13 protein-coding genes are annotated in these 15873 nt (G+C 61.0%); 10 read left to right on the top strand and 3 right to left on the bottom strand.

Features of this window, described 5'->3' with window-relative positions; genetic code table 11:
* Positions 1 to 146 precede the first annotated feature (146 nt).
* Positions 147 to 1349: a succinyldiaminopimelate transaminase gene (gene dapC / locus CKW15_RS08020; protein ID WP_095058924.1), complete on the top strand. Its 1203-nt coding sequence runs from the start codon at positions 147 to 149 to the stop codon at positions 1347 to 1349.
* Positions 1350 to 1352: 3 nt separating this feature from the next.
* Here dapC and CKW15_RS08015 read toward each other — a convergent pair whose 3' ends face one another.
* The gene (locus CKW15_RS08015; protein WP_095152011.1) at positions 1353 to 2984 is read right to left on the bottom strand and encodes a Na+/H+ antiporter; all 1632 of its coding nucleotides are present in this window, start codon (positions 2982 to 2984) and stop codon (positions 1353 to 1355) included.
* A gap of 271 nt (positions 2985 to 3255) precedes the next feature.
* Between CKW15_RS08015 and CKW15_RS08010 the strand changes: the two genes are divergently transcribed.
* The 4 genes from CKW15_RS08010 (at position 3256) to CKW15_RS07995 (ending at position 6436) form a co-directional block, all read left to right on the top strand.
* The gene (locus CKW15_RS08010) at positions 3256 to 3618 is read left to right on the top strand and encodes an ArsC family reductase (RefSeq protein WP_095152010.1); all 363 of its coding nucleotides are present in this window, start codon (positions 3256 to 3258) and stop codon (positions 3616 to 3618) included.
* A gap of 29 nt (positions 3619 to 3647) precedes the next feature.
* Positions 3648 to 4682 carry a 2,3,4,5-tetrahydropyridine-2,6-dicarboxylate N-succinyltransferase gene (dapD, locus tag CKW15_RS08005; RefSeq protein ID WP_095058927.1) on the top strand — a complete coding sequence of 345 codons (1035 nt, stop codon included), beginning with the start codon at positions 3648 to 3650 and terminating at the stop codon, positions 4680 to 4682.
* A gap of 147 nt (positions 4683 to 4829) precedes the next feature.
* Entirely contained in the window at positions 4830 to 6035 is a 1206-nt protein-coding gene (locus CKW15_RS08000; protein WP_095152009.1) for an aminotransferase class V-fold PLP-dependent enzyme, read from the top strand.
* Positions 6032 to 6436 (top strand): SufE family protein, encoded by a 405-nt coding sequence (locus CKW15_RS07995; protein ID WP_095152008.1) that lies wholly within the window; start codon positions 6032 to 6034, stop codon positions 6434 to 6436. Before CKW15_RS08000 ends, CKW15_RS07995 begins: the two co-directional genes overlap by 4 nt.
* An 85-nt stretch (positions 6437 to 6521) precedes the next feature.
* Here CKW15_RS07995 and tcdA read toward each other — a convergent pair whose 3' ends face one another.
* A complete protein-coding gene (gene tcdA, locus CKW15_RS07990) occupies positions 6522 to 7340 on the bottom strand; it encodes a tRNA cyclic N6-threonylcarbamoyladenosine(37) synthase TcdA (protein ID WP_046041104.1) in 819 nt (272 codons plus the stop codon).
* Positions 7341 to 7604: 264 nt separating this feature from the next.
* Here tcdA and CKW15_RS07985 point away from each other — a divergent pair, with 264 nt between their 5' ends.
* The 4 genes from CKW15_RS07985 (at position 7605) to CKW15_RS07970 (ending at position 12799) form a co-directional block, all read left to right on the top strand.
* Positions 7605 to 10196, top strand: coding sequence for a glycosyltransferase (locus CKW15_RS07985; protein ID WP_095152007.1), 2592 nt, complete (start codon positions 7605 to 7607; stop codon positions 10194 to 10196).
* Between the two features lie 188 nt (positions 10197 to 10384).
* Positions 10385 to 11536, top strand: a complete 1152-nt coding sequence (gene dapE / locus CKW15_RS07980) for a succinyl-diaminopimelate desuccinylase (protein WP_095058931.1) — start codon at positions 10385 to 10387, stop codon at positions 11534 to 11536.
* Positions 11536 to 12345 (top strand): putative RNA methyltransferase, encoded by an 810-nt coding sequence (locus CKW15_RS07975; protein WP_095058932.1) that lies wholly within the window; start codon positions 11536 to 11538, stop codon positions 12343 to 12345. Before dapE ends, CKW15_RS07975 begins: the two co-directional genes overlap by 1 nt.
* Positions 12346 to 12421: 76 nt before the next feature.
* Positions 12422 to 12799 carry a hypothetical protein gene (locus CKW15_RS07970; RefSeq protein WP_095058933.1) on the top strand — a complete coding sequence of 126 codons (378 nt, stop codon included), beginning with the start codon at positions 12422 to 12424 and terminating at the stop codon, positions 12797 to 12799.
* A gap of 110 nt (positions 12800 to 12909) precedes the next feature.
* Here the strand turns inward: CKW15_RS07970 and CKW15_RS07965 are convergent, their stop codons facing one another.
* Complete coding sequence (locus CKW15_RS07965; RefSeq protein ID WP_053159625.1) at positions 12910 to 13119, bottom strand: cold shock domain-containing protein; 210 nt, start codon at positions 13117 to 13119, stop codon at positions 12910 to 12912.
* Between the two features lie 237 nt (positions 13120 to 13356).
* Between CKW15_RS07965 and plsB the strand changes: the two genes are divergently transcribed.
* Entirely contained in the window at positions 13357 to 15858 is a 2502-nt protein-coding gene (gene plsB, locus CKW15_RS07960) for a glycerol-3-phosphate 1-O-acyltransferase PlsB (RefSeq protein WP_095152006.1), read from the top strand.
* Positions 15859 to 15873: the final 15 nt, after the last annotated feature.

Here is a 15873-nt window from a genome sequence, read left to right as displayed (position 1 = left end):
CTTTGTAGGAGCTGGCTTGCCAGCGAAGGAATCAAAAGCGCCACGTTTACCCGGTAAGCAAGCGTTTTCGTTGACGCCCATCGCTGGCAAGCCAGCTCCTACAGGAACCAGGGCTTGCCCGCTCCTACACCGAACGAGATACATCGATGAACAACGCTCTGTCCCAGCTCCAGCCCTACCCTTTCGAGAAACTCCGCGCCCTGCTCGGCAGCGTGACGCCGAGCCCGGACAAGCGCCCGATTGCGCTGTCCATCGGCGAGCCGAAACACCGCTCCCCGAGCTTCGTCGCCGAAGCCCTGGCCAGCAATCTGGAAAAAATGGCGGTGTACCCGACCACCCTCGGCATCCCGGAGCTGCGTGAATCTATTGCGGCTTGGTGCGAGCGTCGTTTCGGCGTGCCGAACGGCTGGATCGACCCGGCGCGTAATGTGCTACCGGTCAACGGCACCCGCGAGGCGCTGTTCGCCTTCACCCAGACCGTGGTCAACCGTGGCGACGACGCGTTGGTGGTCAGCCCGAACCCGTTCTATCAGATCTACGAAGGTGCGGCGTTTCTGGCCGGGGCCAAGCCGCATTACCTGCCATGCCTGGACGAAAACGGTTTCAACCCGGATTTCGATGCCGTTTCACCGGACATCTGGAAGCGCTGCCAAATTCTTTTCCTGTGTTCACCAGGCAACCCGACCGGCGCCTTGATCCCGGTCGACACCCTGAAAAAGCTGATCGCCCTGGCCGACGAATACGACTTCGTGATTGCCGCCGATGAGTGCTACAGCGAATTGTATTTCGACGAACAAACCCCACCGCCGGGCCTGCTCAGCGCCTGTGTCGAACTGGGCCGCAAGGACTTCAAGCGTTGCGTGGTGTTCCACAGTCTGTCCAAGCGTTCCAACCTGCCAGGCTTGCGTTCAGGTTTTGTCGCGGGCGATGCCGACATCCTCAAAGGCTTCCTGCTTTACCGCACCTACCACGGCTGCGCGATGCCGGTTCAGACTCAACTGGCCAGCGTTGCCGCGTGGAACGACGAAGTGCATGTACGCGCCAACCGTGCGCTGTATCGCGAGAAGTTTGATGCCGTGCTGGAAATCCTCAGCCCGGTGCTGGACGTACAGCGCCCCGATGGCAGCTTCTACCTGTGGCCGAACGTAGCCGGGGACGACGCTGCGTTCTGCCGCGATCTGTTCGAGCAAGAGCATGTGACGGTGGTGCCGGGCTCTTATCTGTCGCGGGATGTTGATGGTGTTAATCCAGGCGCCGGCCGCATTCGCATGGCGCTGGTTGCGCCGTTGGCGGAGTGTGTTGAGGCTGCCGAGCGCATCCGTTCGTTCATCCAGCGCCGCCAGGGCTGAGGCCTATTTTACCTGGCCCAGCTTGGCTTCACTCAGATCCAGCTCCGCCAACACCTCTCGCAACACGTCATCACCAATCTGGTGATGACGGCTGAGGCTGTACAACTCCAGCCGCTGTGCCTTCAACGCCTTCAACCGCAAACGTCGCTCCAGCAAGTCCATCTGAAACGCCAACGCCTGGGCCTCTGCGGAATCGTTGAACACCTCCAGCTGATGGCGATATTCGGACATGATCCGCGCCTTCAGTTCGGCGGCCAATGCTGCCTCGGCCGCATCCTGGGCGCTGGCCTCTTCAACTTCCAGTGCATGAATAGCCGCTTCGGCGGTCTTGCGCCACGCCTCGCGCACTTCGTGGCGACGCTTGTTGTCCGGGCTGATATCGATACCGCGCAGCAACAGCGGCAAGGCGATACAGGCGGCGATCAGCGACAACAGGATCACGCCGGCGGCGATAAAGATCAGCAGGTCGCGCTCCGGAAATACTACCCCGCCCATCAGCAGCGGCACCGACATCACACCCGCCAGCGTCACCGCTCCGCGAACGCCGCCCACGGTCAGCAACCAGCAGGACCGCGCGGTCGGTACTTGCGTCATTTCGCCCTTGCCACGCAAGCGGCGCAGGAAAACCGACAACCGCCAGGTGCTCTGCACCCAAACGAACCGCAATAGCAGCAGCACCAGGAAGATGGCCACAACATCAAAACAGCGATACAACAGCGTCGGCCATAGCGACGTTTCATGACTGGCCACGGCCTTGATGATGTCCGGCAACTGCAAGCCCAACAGCAGAAAAATCAGACCGTTGAAAGCAAATTCCAGCAACGACCAGACGCTACGATTAAGCAGTCGGGTGCTGGTCTGACGCGGCAGCAGGTCGAGCCAGCTTTGCATCATCCCCGCCGCCACCGCCGACAGAATGCCCGATGCCCCAAGCCGTTCGGCCAGTACATACGCCGCAAACGGCAGCAACAACATGAAGACGACATGGGTGGCCGGATCATCCCAACCGCGATTGATCATCCACGCCCGCAGACGGCCGACCAGCCAGCTCAAGGCCACGCCGACAGCCAACCCTCCGACGGCGACCAGCACGAACGTGAGGCTGGCATTGGCCAGGGAGAACACACCGGTGACAGCCGCTACCAGCGCAAACTTGAATGTCACCAGGCCTGAGGCGTCGTTCATCAGCGCTTCGCCCTGCAACATGTGCATCAATGGCATCGGCAGCCGATTGCGCGCAATGGCCGAGACCGCCACCGCGTCCGTCGGTGACAACACCGCCGCCAGCGCGAACGCCACGGGCAGCGGCACACTGGGCAACAACCAGTGAATGAAGTAACCGGCGCCGACCACCGTAAACAACACCAGCCCCACCGCCAGGGTCAGGATCGGCCCGCGCAAGCGCCAGAGTTCACGCTTGGGCATGCGCCAGCCATCGGAAAACAACAGCGGCGGCAGGAACAGAAACAGGAACAACTCGGGATCGAGCGCCACATGCAGCCCCAATGTCGGCCAGGCGAGCAACGCACCGGCGGCAATTTGGACCAGCGGCAACGGCAGCGGGATCACCCGTCCGATCAGGCGTGACAAGCCGACCAGCATCAGCAGGATCAGAACGGTGTAAGCGGTTTGCATAAAGCGCGGTTCCCGGACAAGCGACAGCATTGAAGTGCCATATTAGCCGCTTAGACTATCGGTGGCCCTTGCACCTATGTCGCACCTGCAAACACCCCAGCCCTGTAGGCGCCGAGCTTGCTTGCGATGGCGACAGGTCAGTCGACATAGGTTTCGACTGCGATGCCCTCATCGCGAGCAAGCTTGCTCCCACAGGTTTTGGGTTTTAACTGAAAGGCCATGGCATAATCCGTCACCTTTTATTTACAGCACCTGCAAAAGGGGCAATTCCTTGACCGTTTCAAGCAAAACGTTGCACCTTTTTGGCATCAAAGCCTGCGACACCATGAAAAAGGCGCGCACCTGGCTCGATGAACACGCAGTCAGCTACGACTTCCATGATTACAAAACGGCCGGAATCGACCGTGAACACCTGACCCAATGGTGCAACGAGCACGGCTGGGAAGTGGTGTTGAACCGTGCAGGCACGACCTTTCGCAAACTCGATGACGAACGCAAAGCCGATCTCGACCAGTCGAAAGCCATCGAACTGATGCTCGCACAACCCTCGATGATCAAGCGCCCGGTGCTCGATCTCGGTGACCGAACCCTGATTGGCTTCAAGCCAGATATCTACGCGGCCGCACTCCAGTAAGCAGCCCGTACCATTTTAGAGGTATCAACATGTCTACTACCCTGTTCAGCCTGGCCTTCGGCGTCGGCACTCAAAACCGTCAAGGCGCGTGGCTGGAAGTGTTCTACGCGCAGCCATTGCTCAACCCTTCGGCCGAACTGGTCGCTGCCATCGCGCCGGTTTTGGGCTACACCGACGGTAACCAGGCCATCGCGTTCAGCACTGCCCAGGCCTCGCAACTGGCTGAAGCGCTCAAAGGCGTCGACGCTGCCCAGGCAGCCCTGCTGACCCGTCTGGCCGAGAGCCACAAGCCGCTGGTCGCGACCCTGTTGGCTGAAGATGCCCAGCTGTCGTCCACCCCCGAGGCTTACCTCAAGCTGCACCTGCTGTCCCATCGTCTGGTCAAGCCACACGGCCTGAACCTGGCGGGCATTTTCCCGTTGCTGCCGAACGTGGCCTGGACCAGCCAGGGCGCCATCGACCTGAGCGAACTGGCCGAGCATCAACTGGAAGCGCGCCTGCGTGGCGAGCTGCTGGAAGTGTTCTCGGTGGACAAGTTCCCGAAAATGACCGACTACGTGGTTCCGGCCGGCGTACGTATCGCTGACGCGGCGCGCATTCGTCTGGGTGCTTACGTCGGTGAAGGCACCACCGTGATGCACGAAGGTTTCGTCAACTTCAACGCCGGCACCGAAGGCCCGGGCATGATCGAAGGTCGCGTATCGGCTGGCGTGTTCGTCGGCAAAGGTTCGGACCTGGGCGGCGGTTGCTCGACCATGGGCACCCTGTCGGGCGGCGGTAACATCGTGATCAAGGTCGGCGAAGGCTGCCTGATCGGCGCCAACGCCGGTATCGGTATTCCGTTGGGCGACCGCAACACCGTTGAGTCCGGTCTGTACGTCACCGCTGGCACCAAAGTGGCGCTGCTGGACGAGAACAACAAGCTGGTCAAAGTCGTGAAAGCCCGTGAACTGGCCGGTCAGCCTGACCTGTTGTTCCGTCGCAATTCGGAAACCGGCGCCGTGGAATGCAAAACCCACAAATCGGCCATCGAACTGAACGAAGCACTGCACGCTCACAACTAAGCCACACGACCACCCGCACCTCTGTAGGAGCGAGCTTGCTCGCGATGGACGTCAACGATAACGCGCGGCATCAGACAGCCCGTGTTGTCCACGCGTCCATCGCGAGCAAGCTCGCTCCTACAAGGGGCAGGCGTACAGGCGAACAACATGATGATTCTCTCCCCCTGGCGCGCCGATTTTCCGGCCATCGCCGCGCTGCAACGGCAAGGCCAGACCTATCTGGACAACGCCGCCACCACGCAAAAACCTCAAGCCTTGCTGGATGCGCTGGCGCATTACTACGCCAACGGCGCGGCCAACGTGCATCGGGCGCAACACTTGCCCGGCGCCCATGCCACCCAGGCGTTCGAGGACAGCCGCCGCAAAGTCGCGCAATGGCTGAATGTTGGCGATAGCGGTCAGATCATCTTCACCCACGGCGCGACCTCCGCGCTGAATCTCCTGGCCTATGGCCTGGAACACCTATTCCAACCGGGCGATGAGATTGTCATCAGCGCCCTGGAGCATCACGCCAACCTGCTGCCGTGGCAGCAACTGGCACACCGTCGCGACGTGAAACTGGTGATTTTGCCGCTGGACGCCGACGGCGTGATCGACCTTGAAGTAGCCGCAGGCTTGATCGGTCCGCGTACGCGCCTGCTGGCTGTCAGTCAGCTGTCCAACGTGATGGGTGCCTGGCAACCGTTGCCCGAGCTGTTGACGATGGCCAAGGCACATAACGCTTTGACCGTGATCGACGGCGCCCAAGGCGTGGTCCATGGCCGCCACGACGTGCAAGCGCTGGGCTGCGATTTCTATGTATTTTCCAGCCATAAACTCTACGGCCCCGATGGGCTGGGCGTGCTGTTCGGGCGCAATGACGCGCTGCAACAGCTGCGTCCCTGGCAGTTCGGTGGCGAGATGGTGCTGGACGCCAATTATCACGACGCACGCTTCCGCCCGGCGCCACTGGGTTTTGAGGCCGGCACGCCGCCGATTGCCAGCGTGATTGGTCTGGGCGCGACCCTGGACTATCTCTCGGGACTCGACCAGAACGCCGTGTCCACTCACGAAGCCGCGTTGCATGACTGTCTGCTCAAAGGTCTTGCGGCCCGCAACGGCATTCGCCTGCTGGGCAAGCCGCAACTGGCGCTGGCCAGTTTTACCGTCGAGGGTGTGCATAACTCGGATCTGGCGCATTTGCTGACCGAACAAGGGATCGCGGTACGTGCCGGTCATCACTGCGCCATGCCGCTGCTCAAAAGCTTCGAACTGGCCGGGGCGATTCGCGTGTCGTTGGCGTTGTACAACGACTCCGAAGACCTGGAACGGTTCTTTAAAGCCCTGGACCAGGCGCTGGAGTTATTGCGATGAGCTTGCCTGCCGACGCCGTCAACGCGCTTGAAGTCTTTCAGGCAGCCGCTGGCTGGGAACAACGCGCACGACTGTTGATGCAGTGGGGCGAGCGCTTGCCAGCCTTGGATGATGCGCAAATGTGCGACGCCAACCGGGTGCACGGCTGTGAAAGCCAGGTGTGGCTGGTGGGTGAGTTGCGCGATGGCCATTGGCAGTTCCACGCCAACAGCGATGCGCGGTTGATTCGCGGATTGGTGGCGCTGTTGCTGGCGCGGGTCAACGGGTTGTCGGCGGCCGAGTTGCAGCAGGTGGACTTGGCGGATTGGTTCAATCAGTTGGGATTGGGGCGGCAGTTATCCGAGTCGCGCAGTAATGGCTTGAATGCGGTGCTTCAGCGGATGCGGGAAATATCCTTGTAGGAGCCGGCTTGCTGGCGATCCGCGCACCGCGGGGTATCAGGACTGCCGCCATCGCTGGCAAGCCAGCTCCTACAGGGGATACATTTTAAACCTGCGGCTTGACCCGCTCCGCCGGCCGCCGAACGCCCGCCACAATCTTATCCACAGCCTTGGTCGCAGCGACCATGCCGAACGTCGCCGTCACCATCATCACCGCGCCAAACCCACCGGCGCAGTCGAGCTTCACACCGTCCCCGACAAAACTCTTCTGCAAGCAAATGCTCCCATCCGGTTTCGGGTAGCGCAGTTGTTCGGTGGAAAACACGCACGGCACGCTGTAATGACGGGTCACTGTGCGGGAGAAGCCGTAATCACGGCGCAGCGTCGAGCGCACTTTCGAAGCCAGCGGGTCGTTGAACGTACGGTTCAAATCGCACACTTGAATCAGCGTCGGATCAATCTGCCCTCCCGCCCCGCCCGTGGTGATGATCTGGATCTTGCGGCGTTTGCACCAAGCGATCAGTGCCGCTTTCGCGTTGACGCTGTCGATGCAGTCAATCACGCAATCGATGTTCGGCGTGATGTACTCGGCCATGGTGTCGCGGGTGACGAAGTCCGGCACCGCATGCACCGTGCAATCCGGGTTGATACCGCGCAGACGCTCGGCCATCACCTCGACCTTGGGCTTGCCGACCGTACTGTCCAGCGCGTGCAGTTGACGGTTGGCGTTGCTGACACAGACGTCGTCGAGGTCGAACAGCGAAATCTCGCCCACGCCGCAACGGGCCATGGCTTCCGCCGCCCAGGAACCGACGCCGCCCACGCCGACGATGGCCACATGAGCGGCTTTCAAGCGCTCAAGGCCTTCGATGCCATACAAACGGGCGATGCCAGCAAACCGGGGATCTTCTGTACTCATGACCAACACCTCAAAAACCGGCGCGCATTATAGGGCCGTCAGCGGCCAAGAGCATCATTACGCTATGAACGGGCATCTACCACGAAAACTACATCGAACGAAGATTTGCCCTACACGCTCTAACGAAAGAACTTAAATCGACTTGGATTGCCCAACGTCCGGCAATTCCCTGTCCGCTGTACGTTCAGAGAATGCCCGGTGTAGGATGCGCGCCCCTTGGCGACGGCCAACCGTTCCTCCGTTCCACAGTCTTTGGAACCCGAAATAACTATGTCATCGCGTAAATTTGGACTCAACCTGGTGGTGGTGCTCGCCATCTCTGCCTTGTTTACCGGCTTCTGGGCGCTGATCAATCGCCCGGTCACCGCCCCCAACTGGCCTGAACAGATCTCCGGATTCTCGTACTCGCCATTCCAGCAGGGGCAATTCCCACAAAAAGAACAGTACCCAACCGACGATCAAATGCGTCGCGACCTGGAGATCATGAGCAAGCTGACGGACAACATCCGTACTTACTCGGTCGACGGCACGCTGGAGAACATCCCCAAACTGGCGGAAGAGTTCGGCCTGCGGGTGACGCTGGGGATCTGGATCAGCCCGGATCAGGAACGCAACGAACGGGAAATCACCCGCGCCATCGAAATCGCCAATTCCTCGCGCAGCGTGGTTCGCGTAGTCGTAGGCAACGAGGCAATCTTCCGTAAGGAAATTACCGCCCAGGAACTCAGCGTCTTGCTGGACCGAGTTCGTGCCGCCGTGAAGGTGCCCGTGACCACGTCCGAGCAATGGCACGTCTGGGAAGAACACCCGGAACTGGCCAAGCACGTCGACCTGATCGCCGCGCACGTACTGCCGTACTGGGAATTCATCCCGATGGACAAGGCCGGGCAGTTCGTCCTCGACCGCGCCCGCGACCTGAAAAAAATGTTCCCGAAAAAACCGCTGCTGCTGTCCGAAGTGGGCTGGCCGAGCAACGGTCGCATGCGCGGTGGCGCCGATGCGTCGCCGGCAGACCAGGCAATCTACCTGCGCACACTGGTCAACAAGCTCAACCGCCAGGGCTTCAACTACTTCGTGATCGAAGCGTTTGACCAGCCATGGAAAGTCAGTGACGAAGGTTCGGTGGGCGCGTATTGGGGCGTGTTCAACGCTGCGCGCCAGCAGAAATTCAACTTCGAAGGCCCGGTGGTGGCGATTCCGCAATGGCGCGTATTGGCCATCGGTTCGGTCGTGTTGGCATTACTGTCGCTGACCTTGCTGATGATCGACGGCTCGGCCCTGCGCCAGCGTGGCCGTACCTTCCTGACGTTCATCGCCTTCCTGTGTGGTTCGGTGCTGGTGTGGATCGGTTACGACTACAGCCAGCAATACAGCACCTGGTTCAGCCTCACGGTCGGCTTTTTGCTCGCCCTCGGCGCGCTCGGGGTGTTTATCGTATTGCTGACCGAAGCCCACGAACTGGCCGAAGCCGTGTGGGTACACAAGCGTCGTCGTGAATTCCTGCCCGTAGTGGGCGATTCTACGTACCGCCCGAAAGTGTCGATCCACGTGCCTTGCTACAACGAGCCGCCGGAGATGGTCAAACAGACCCTCAACGCCCTGGCCAACCTCGACTATCCGGATTTCGAAGTCCTGATCATCGACAACAACACCAAGGACCCGGCCGTGTGGGAACCGGTGCGCGACTACTGCGAAACCCTCGGCCCGCGCTTCAAGTTCTTCCACGTCGCACCGCTCGCCGGTTTCAAGGGTGGCGCGCTGAACTACCTGATTCCGCACACCGCCAAGGACGCCGAAGTGATCGCGGTGATCGACTCGGACTACTGCGTACACCCGAACTGGCTCAAGCACATGGTCCCGCACTTCGCCGACCCGAAAATCGCCGTGGTGCAGTCGCCGCAGGATTACCGCGACCAGAACGAAAGCACCTTCAAGAAGCTCTGCTACGCGGAATACAAAGGCTTCTTCCACATCGGCATGGTCACCCGCAACGACCGCGATGCGATCATCCAGCACGGCACCATGACCATGACCCGCCGTTCGGTGCTCGAAGAACTGGGCTGGGCCGACTGGTGCATCTGTGAAGACGCCGAACTGGGTCTGCGCGTGTTCGAAAAAGGCCTGTCGGCGGCGTATTACCACGACAGCTACGGCAAAGGCCTGATGCCCGATACCTTTATCGACTTCAAGAAGCAGCGTTTCCGCTGGGCCTACGGGGCGATTCAGATCATCAAGCGTCACACCGCCAGCCTGCTGCGCGGCAAGGACACCGAACTGACCCGCGGCCAGCGTTACCACTTCCTCGCGGGCTGGCTGCCATGGGTCGCGGACGGCATGAACATCTTCTTCACCGTCGGCGCCCTGCTGTGGTCGGCGGCCATGATCATCGTGCCGCAACGGGTCGATCCGCCGCTGCTGATCTTCGCAATCCCGCCGTTGGCGCTGTTCGTGTTCAAGGTCGGCAAGATCATCTTCCTGTACCGCCGCGCAGTGGGCGTGAACCTGAAAGATGCGTTCTGCGCGGCTCTGGCCGGGCTGGCGCTGTCGCACACCATCGCCAAAGCGGTGCTGTACGGTTTCTTCACCAGCAACATTCCGTTCTTCCGCACGCCGAAAAACGCCGATAACCACGGCTTCTGGGTGGCGATTTCGGAGGCCCGTGAAGAGATGTTCATCATGCTGCTGTTGTGGAGCGCCGCGCTGGGGATCTACCTGGTGAATGGCCTGCCGAGCAACGACATGCGCTTCTGGGTCACCATGCTGCTGGTGCAGTCGCTGCCGTACGTCGCGGCGCTGATCATGGCGTTCCTGTCGTCGCTGCCTAAACCTTCGGTCGAGACTGAAACGGCACCAGCGGTCTAAATCTTTGCCGATGCACTAAACGGCGGCCAATGGTCGCCGTTTTGCTTTAAGATAACCGCCATTTTGCGCGCGCCACCCCAACACTGTAGGAGCTGGCTTGCCAGCGATCAAAACCACGCGGTTCGCCTGATACACCGCTATCGCCGGCAAGCCGGCTCCTACAAAATGCCTTGCACCGGAGTTTTCCCATGACGGCCTACGCCGACCTTTCGCCGACCCTCCAACTCGCCATCGACCTGATCCGCCGTCCGTCCGTGACGCCGATCGACGCCGATTGCCAGAAGCAGATGATGCAGCGCCTGGGCGATGCCGGTTTCACACTGGAGCCGATGCGCATCGAAGATGTGGATAACTTCTGGGCGACCCACGGCAAACACGACGGCCCGGTGCTGTGCTTCGCCGGTCACACCGACGTGGTCCCGACCGGTCCGGTCGCCGCCTGGCAGATCGAGCCGTTCAACGCGCTGATTGACGAGCACGGCATGCTCTGTGGTCGTGGCGCCGCCGACATGAAAGGCAGCCTCGCCTCCATGACCGTCGCCGCCGAACGCTTCGTCGCTGACTACCCGGATCACAAGGGCAAGGTCGCGTTCCTGATCACCAGTGACGAAGAAGGTCCGGCGCATCACGGGACCAAGGCTGTGGTTGAGCGCCTCGTCGCGCGCAAGGAACGTCTGGACTGGTGCATCGTCGGCGAACCGTCGAGCACCACGCTGGTGGGTGACGTGGTCAAGAACGGCCGTCGCGGCTCCCTCGGCGCCAAGCTGACCGTCAAAGGTGTGCAAGGTCATGTGGCCTACCCGCACCTGGCCAAGAACCCGATCCACCTCGCCGCCCCGGCCCTGGCCGAATTGGCCGCCGAGCATTGGGACCACGGCAACGATTTCTTCCCGCCGACCAGCTTCCAGATTTCCAACGTGAACTCCGGCACTGGCGCGACCAACGTCATCCCCGGTGACCTGGTGGCGGTGTTCAACTTCCGTTTCTCCACCGAGTCCACCGTCGAAGGCCTGCAAAAGCGCGTCGCCGACATCCTCGACAAGCATGGCCTGGACTGGCACGTCGATTGGGCGTTGTCCGGCCTGCCGTTCCTCACCGAGCCGGGCGCATTGCTCGATGCGGTGTCGTCGAGCATCAAGGACATCACCGGCCGCGAAACCAAGGCGTCCACCAGCGGTGGCACGTCCGACGGCCGCTTTATTGCGACCATGGGCACGCAAGTGGTTGAGCTGGGGCCGGTCAACGCGACCATCCACCAGGTCAACGAGCGCGTGCTGGCCGCTGACCTCGATGTGCTGACCGAAATCTACTACCAGACCCTGATCAAGTTGCTCGCCTGATGCTTTCTTGCCCAATCTGCAGCGAGCCGCTCAATGCGGTGGACAACGGCGTGGTGTGCCCCGCCGGGCATCGCTTCGACCGTGCACGTCAGGGTTACCTGAACCTGTTGCCGGTGCAGCACAAGAACAGCCGTGACCCTGGGGATAACCAGGCGATGGTCGAGGCTCGCCGTGACTTCCTGAACGCCGGCCACTATGCGCCGGTGGCCAAGCGTCTGGCGGAGCTGGCCGCTGATTACGCGCCGCAGCGTTGGCTCGACATCGGTTGTGGCGAGGGTTACTACACCGCGCAAATCGCCGAAGCCCTGCCAAATGCCGAAGGCTATGCGCTGGACATATCCCGGGAAGCGGTCAAACGCGCCTGCAAACGCAACCCGCAACTGACCTGGTTGATCGCCAGCATGGCGCGGGTGCCGCTGGCTTCGGGCAGTTGCCAGTTCCTGGCCAGCGTGTTCAGCCCTCTGGATTGGGCAGAAGCCAAACGCCTGCTCAGCCCTGGCGGCGGCCTGATGAAAGTCGGCCCGACCAGCGGCCACCTGATGGAATTGCGCGAACGGCTGTACGACGAAGTCCGCGAGTACATTGACGATAAGCATCTGGACTTGGTGCCGGAAGGCATGACGCTCGCCCACAGCGAAACCCTGGAATTCAAGCTGACGCTGGTCAGCGGTCAAGACCGGGCGAACCTGTTGGCGATGACACCCCACGGCTGGCGCGCCAGTGCCGAACGCCGGGCGGCAGTCATCGAACAGGCCGAGCCGTTCGAGACCACCGTGTCGATGCGCTACGATTACTTCGTTCTTCAATAACTTTTTGGTTCCGGGCGAGTGCCCGAGGCCGGCTAAATCCGCGAATGGATTTTTCAGACACGCAGTGAGGACATCCATGCGCCAACCCGATATCGAGATTTACCTCAAAGACGCCGACGTCGACCACAAGGCCATCTCGGCCTGGCTGGGCGCGGCATTGGGCCCATGCACCGACTGGGTGCAAAAGGGCCAGACCTACAAGTGCAAGGCCGGCAACGTGCCGGTGACCTGGTTACCCAAAGCCGTAGGCAAATGGAACAGCCTGTACCTGGAAAGTGACCAGACGCCGTGGGAAGACGACATCGCCTGCGCCCGCGCCGCATTTGCCGCGCTGAACGTCGAAGTGCGTTGCGCACCGGGTACGTGGGTCGAGGAAGAAGGCGAAGAAACGGCGGATCGCTGGATTCGCATCAGCGTCGACGGTGAAGAAGAAATCACCTGGAAAACCGCCTGACATTGCTGGATGTAACGTGAACCTGTAGGAGCCGGCTTGCTGGCGATCCATGCACCTCGGTGCATCAGGATTGTCGCCTTCGCTGGCAAGCCAGCTCCTACAGGACCGTATTACAGACCTACCACATCCTCAGCCTGCAACCCCTTCTGCCCTTCCACCACCGCATATTCGACCTGCTGCCCTTCAGCCAGCGAGCGGTGTCCTTCGCCGCGAATCGCGCGGTAATGCACGAACACATCCACCCCGTCTTCGCGCTGAATAAAGCCATAACCCTTGGCGTCGTTGAACCACTTCACGTTGCCGGTTTCACGTGTTGCCATTTGTTCATACTCCCTTTTTATTATTGGTCGGGCTTTTCGCAGGAAAGCCTCGGGAACGTCAATCTGCACCCGGCGTCCCCTTGAAGGGCTCCGGCAACAGACGGCCGAGTATATGACAGGTAACAAAACTCTCAACTCAAGATTACTTCGCCGCTTTTTTGCCGATTTTCGATGAATCCGGCACACTATCGGCCTCCCGAGCAAACGCTCGGTTTTATTCACTCATGCAGAAGCCGTATGACCCGCTCCCCGTTCCGCCGTCTTGTGTTTGGCACCCTGCGCCGACTGTTGTATCTCTGGGTTCGCTCCGAAACGATCAACCAGTCGTCGTTCACCCTCAACCTCGACCGCAGTCGCCCGGTGTTCTACGTCCTGCAAAACCCTTCGCTGACCGACCTCGCCGTGGTCGACACCGAATGCAGCAAGGCCGGCCTGCCGCGCCCGGTGCTGCCGGTCTCGGTGGGCAATCTGCTGGAACCTGCCGCGTTCTTCTACCTGACGCCGGAACCGGACTGGCTCGGCCGCCAGGACAAGCGCGGTGCGCCGCCCACTTTGACCCGCTTGGTCAGCGCCTTGAGCCAGAACGCCGCTGAGGATGCGCAGATCATTCCGGTCAGCGTGTTTTGGGGTCAGTCGCCGGACAGCGAAAACAGCCCATGGAAATTGTTGTTCGCCGACAGCTGGGCCGTCACCGGTCGCTTGCGCCGACTGCTGAGCGTCATAGTGCTGGGACGCAAGACCCGCGTTCAATTCTCCGCGCCGATCCACCTGCGCGAGCTGATCGATCACAACAAGGGCCACGAACGCACCGTGCGCATGGCCCAGCGCATCCTGCGGGTGCACTTCCGCAACCTCAAGGCGGCAGTGATCGGCCCGGACATTTCCCACCGGCGCAATCTGGTCAAAGGCTTGCTCAATCAGCCGATGGTCAAGCAAGCGATCCTCGACGAAGCCGAGCGCGAGAACATCTCGCCGGAGAAAGCCAAGGCTCAAGCGCTGCGCTACGGCAACGAAATCGCCTCGGACTACACCTACACTGCGATCCGCTTTATGGAAGTGGTGCTGAGCTGGTTCTGGAACAAGATTTACGACGGCGTCAAGGTCAACCACATCGAGGGCGTGCAGAAGGTTGCCCAGGGTCACGAAGTGATCTACGTGCCGTGCCACCGCAGCCACATCGACTACCTGCTGCTCTCCTATCTGCTGTTTCGCAACGGACTGACCCCGCCGCACATTGCCGCGGGCATCAACCTCAACATGCCGGTGATCGGCGGTCTGCTGCGTCGCGGCGGCGCCTTTTTCATGCGCCGCACGTTCAAGGGCAATCCGCTGTACACCTCGGTGTTCAACGAATATCTGCACACCCTGTTCACCAAGGGCTTCCCGGTGGAGTACTTCGTCGAGGGTGGCCGCTCGCGCACCGGGCGCATGCTGCAACCGAAAACCGGGATGCTGGCGATCACCCTGCGCAGTTTCCTGCGCTCGTCGCGCATGCCCATCGTCTTCGTGCCGGTGTACATCGGTTACGAGCGCGTGCTGGAAGGCCGCACCTACCTCGGCGAACTGCGCGGCGCGGCCAAGAAGAAAGAGTCGATCTTCGATATTTTCAAAGTGATTGGTGCACTCAAGCAGCGCTTCGGCCAAGTGGCGGTGAACTTCGGTGAGCCGATCAAACTGGCGGAATTCCTCGACGGCGAACAGCCGGACTGGCGCAAACAGGAACTCGGCCCGCAGTTCCGACCGGCCTGGCTCAACGAAACCACCAACCGCCTCGGCGAGAAAGTCGCCCGGCATCTGAACGAAGCGGCGGCGATCAACCCGGTCAACCTGGTCGCACTGGCGCTGCTGTCGACCACCCGACTGGCGCTGGACGACCGGGCGATGGCGCGGGTGCTGGATCTGTACCTGGCGCTGCTGCGCAAGGTCCCGTATTCGCCGCACACCACCCTGCCGGAAGGTGACGGTCGAGCGTTGATTGACCATGTAAAAGATATGGACCTGCTGTCAGAGCAGAGCGATGCCTTGGGCAAGATCCTGTATCTGGACGAACAGAACGCCGTCCTGATGACCTACTACCGCAACAACGTCCTGCACATCTTCGCGCTGCCGGCACTGTTGGCGAGTTTCTTCCAAAGCGCCTCACGCATGAGTCGCGAACAGATCCTGCGCTACACCCGCGCACTGTATCCGTACCTGCAATCGGAACTGTTCATTCGCTGGTCGATGGACGAACTGGACGCCGTGATCGATCAATGGCTGGAGGCCTTCGTCGAGCAAGGCCTGCTGCGTTTCGAAAACGACGTGTACCTGCGTCCGGCGCCGAGCTCGCGGCATTTCGTGCTGCTGACCTTGCTGTCAAAAAGCATCGCCCAGACGTTGCAGCGCTTCTACATGACCGTGTCCCTGCTGCTCAACAGCGGTCAGAACAGCATCAGCGCCGAAGAACTGGAAGACCTGTGCACGGTCATGGCCCAGCGCCTGTCGATCCTCCATGGCCTGAACGCCCCGGAATTCTTCGACAAGAGCCTGTTCCGCCACTTCATCCAGACCCTGCTCGACCTCGAGGTGCTCAAGCGCGATGAAGCGGGCAAACTGAGCTATCACGAACTGCTCGGCGAACTGGCTGAAGGCGCAGCCAAACGGGTATTGCCGGCGGATATTCGTCTGTCGATCCGTCAGGTAGCGGTGCATCGCAGTGAAGATGCGGCGGATCAGATCGCGCCCCCACCACAAGCCTGATGCAAAAACTGAGGG

Origin of the sequence: Pseudomonas sp. Irchel s3b5 (assembly GCF_900187435.1) — a bacterium.
Classification (GTDB): Bacteria; Pseudomonadota; Gammaproteobacteria; order Pseudomonadales; family Pseudomonadaceae; genus Aquipseudomonas.
This window is presented reverse-complemented; position numbering and strand designations above follow the sequence as displayed.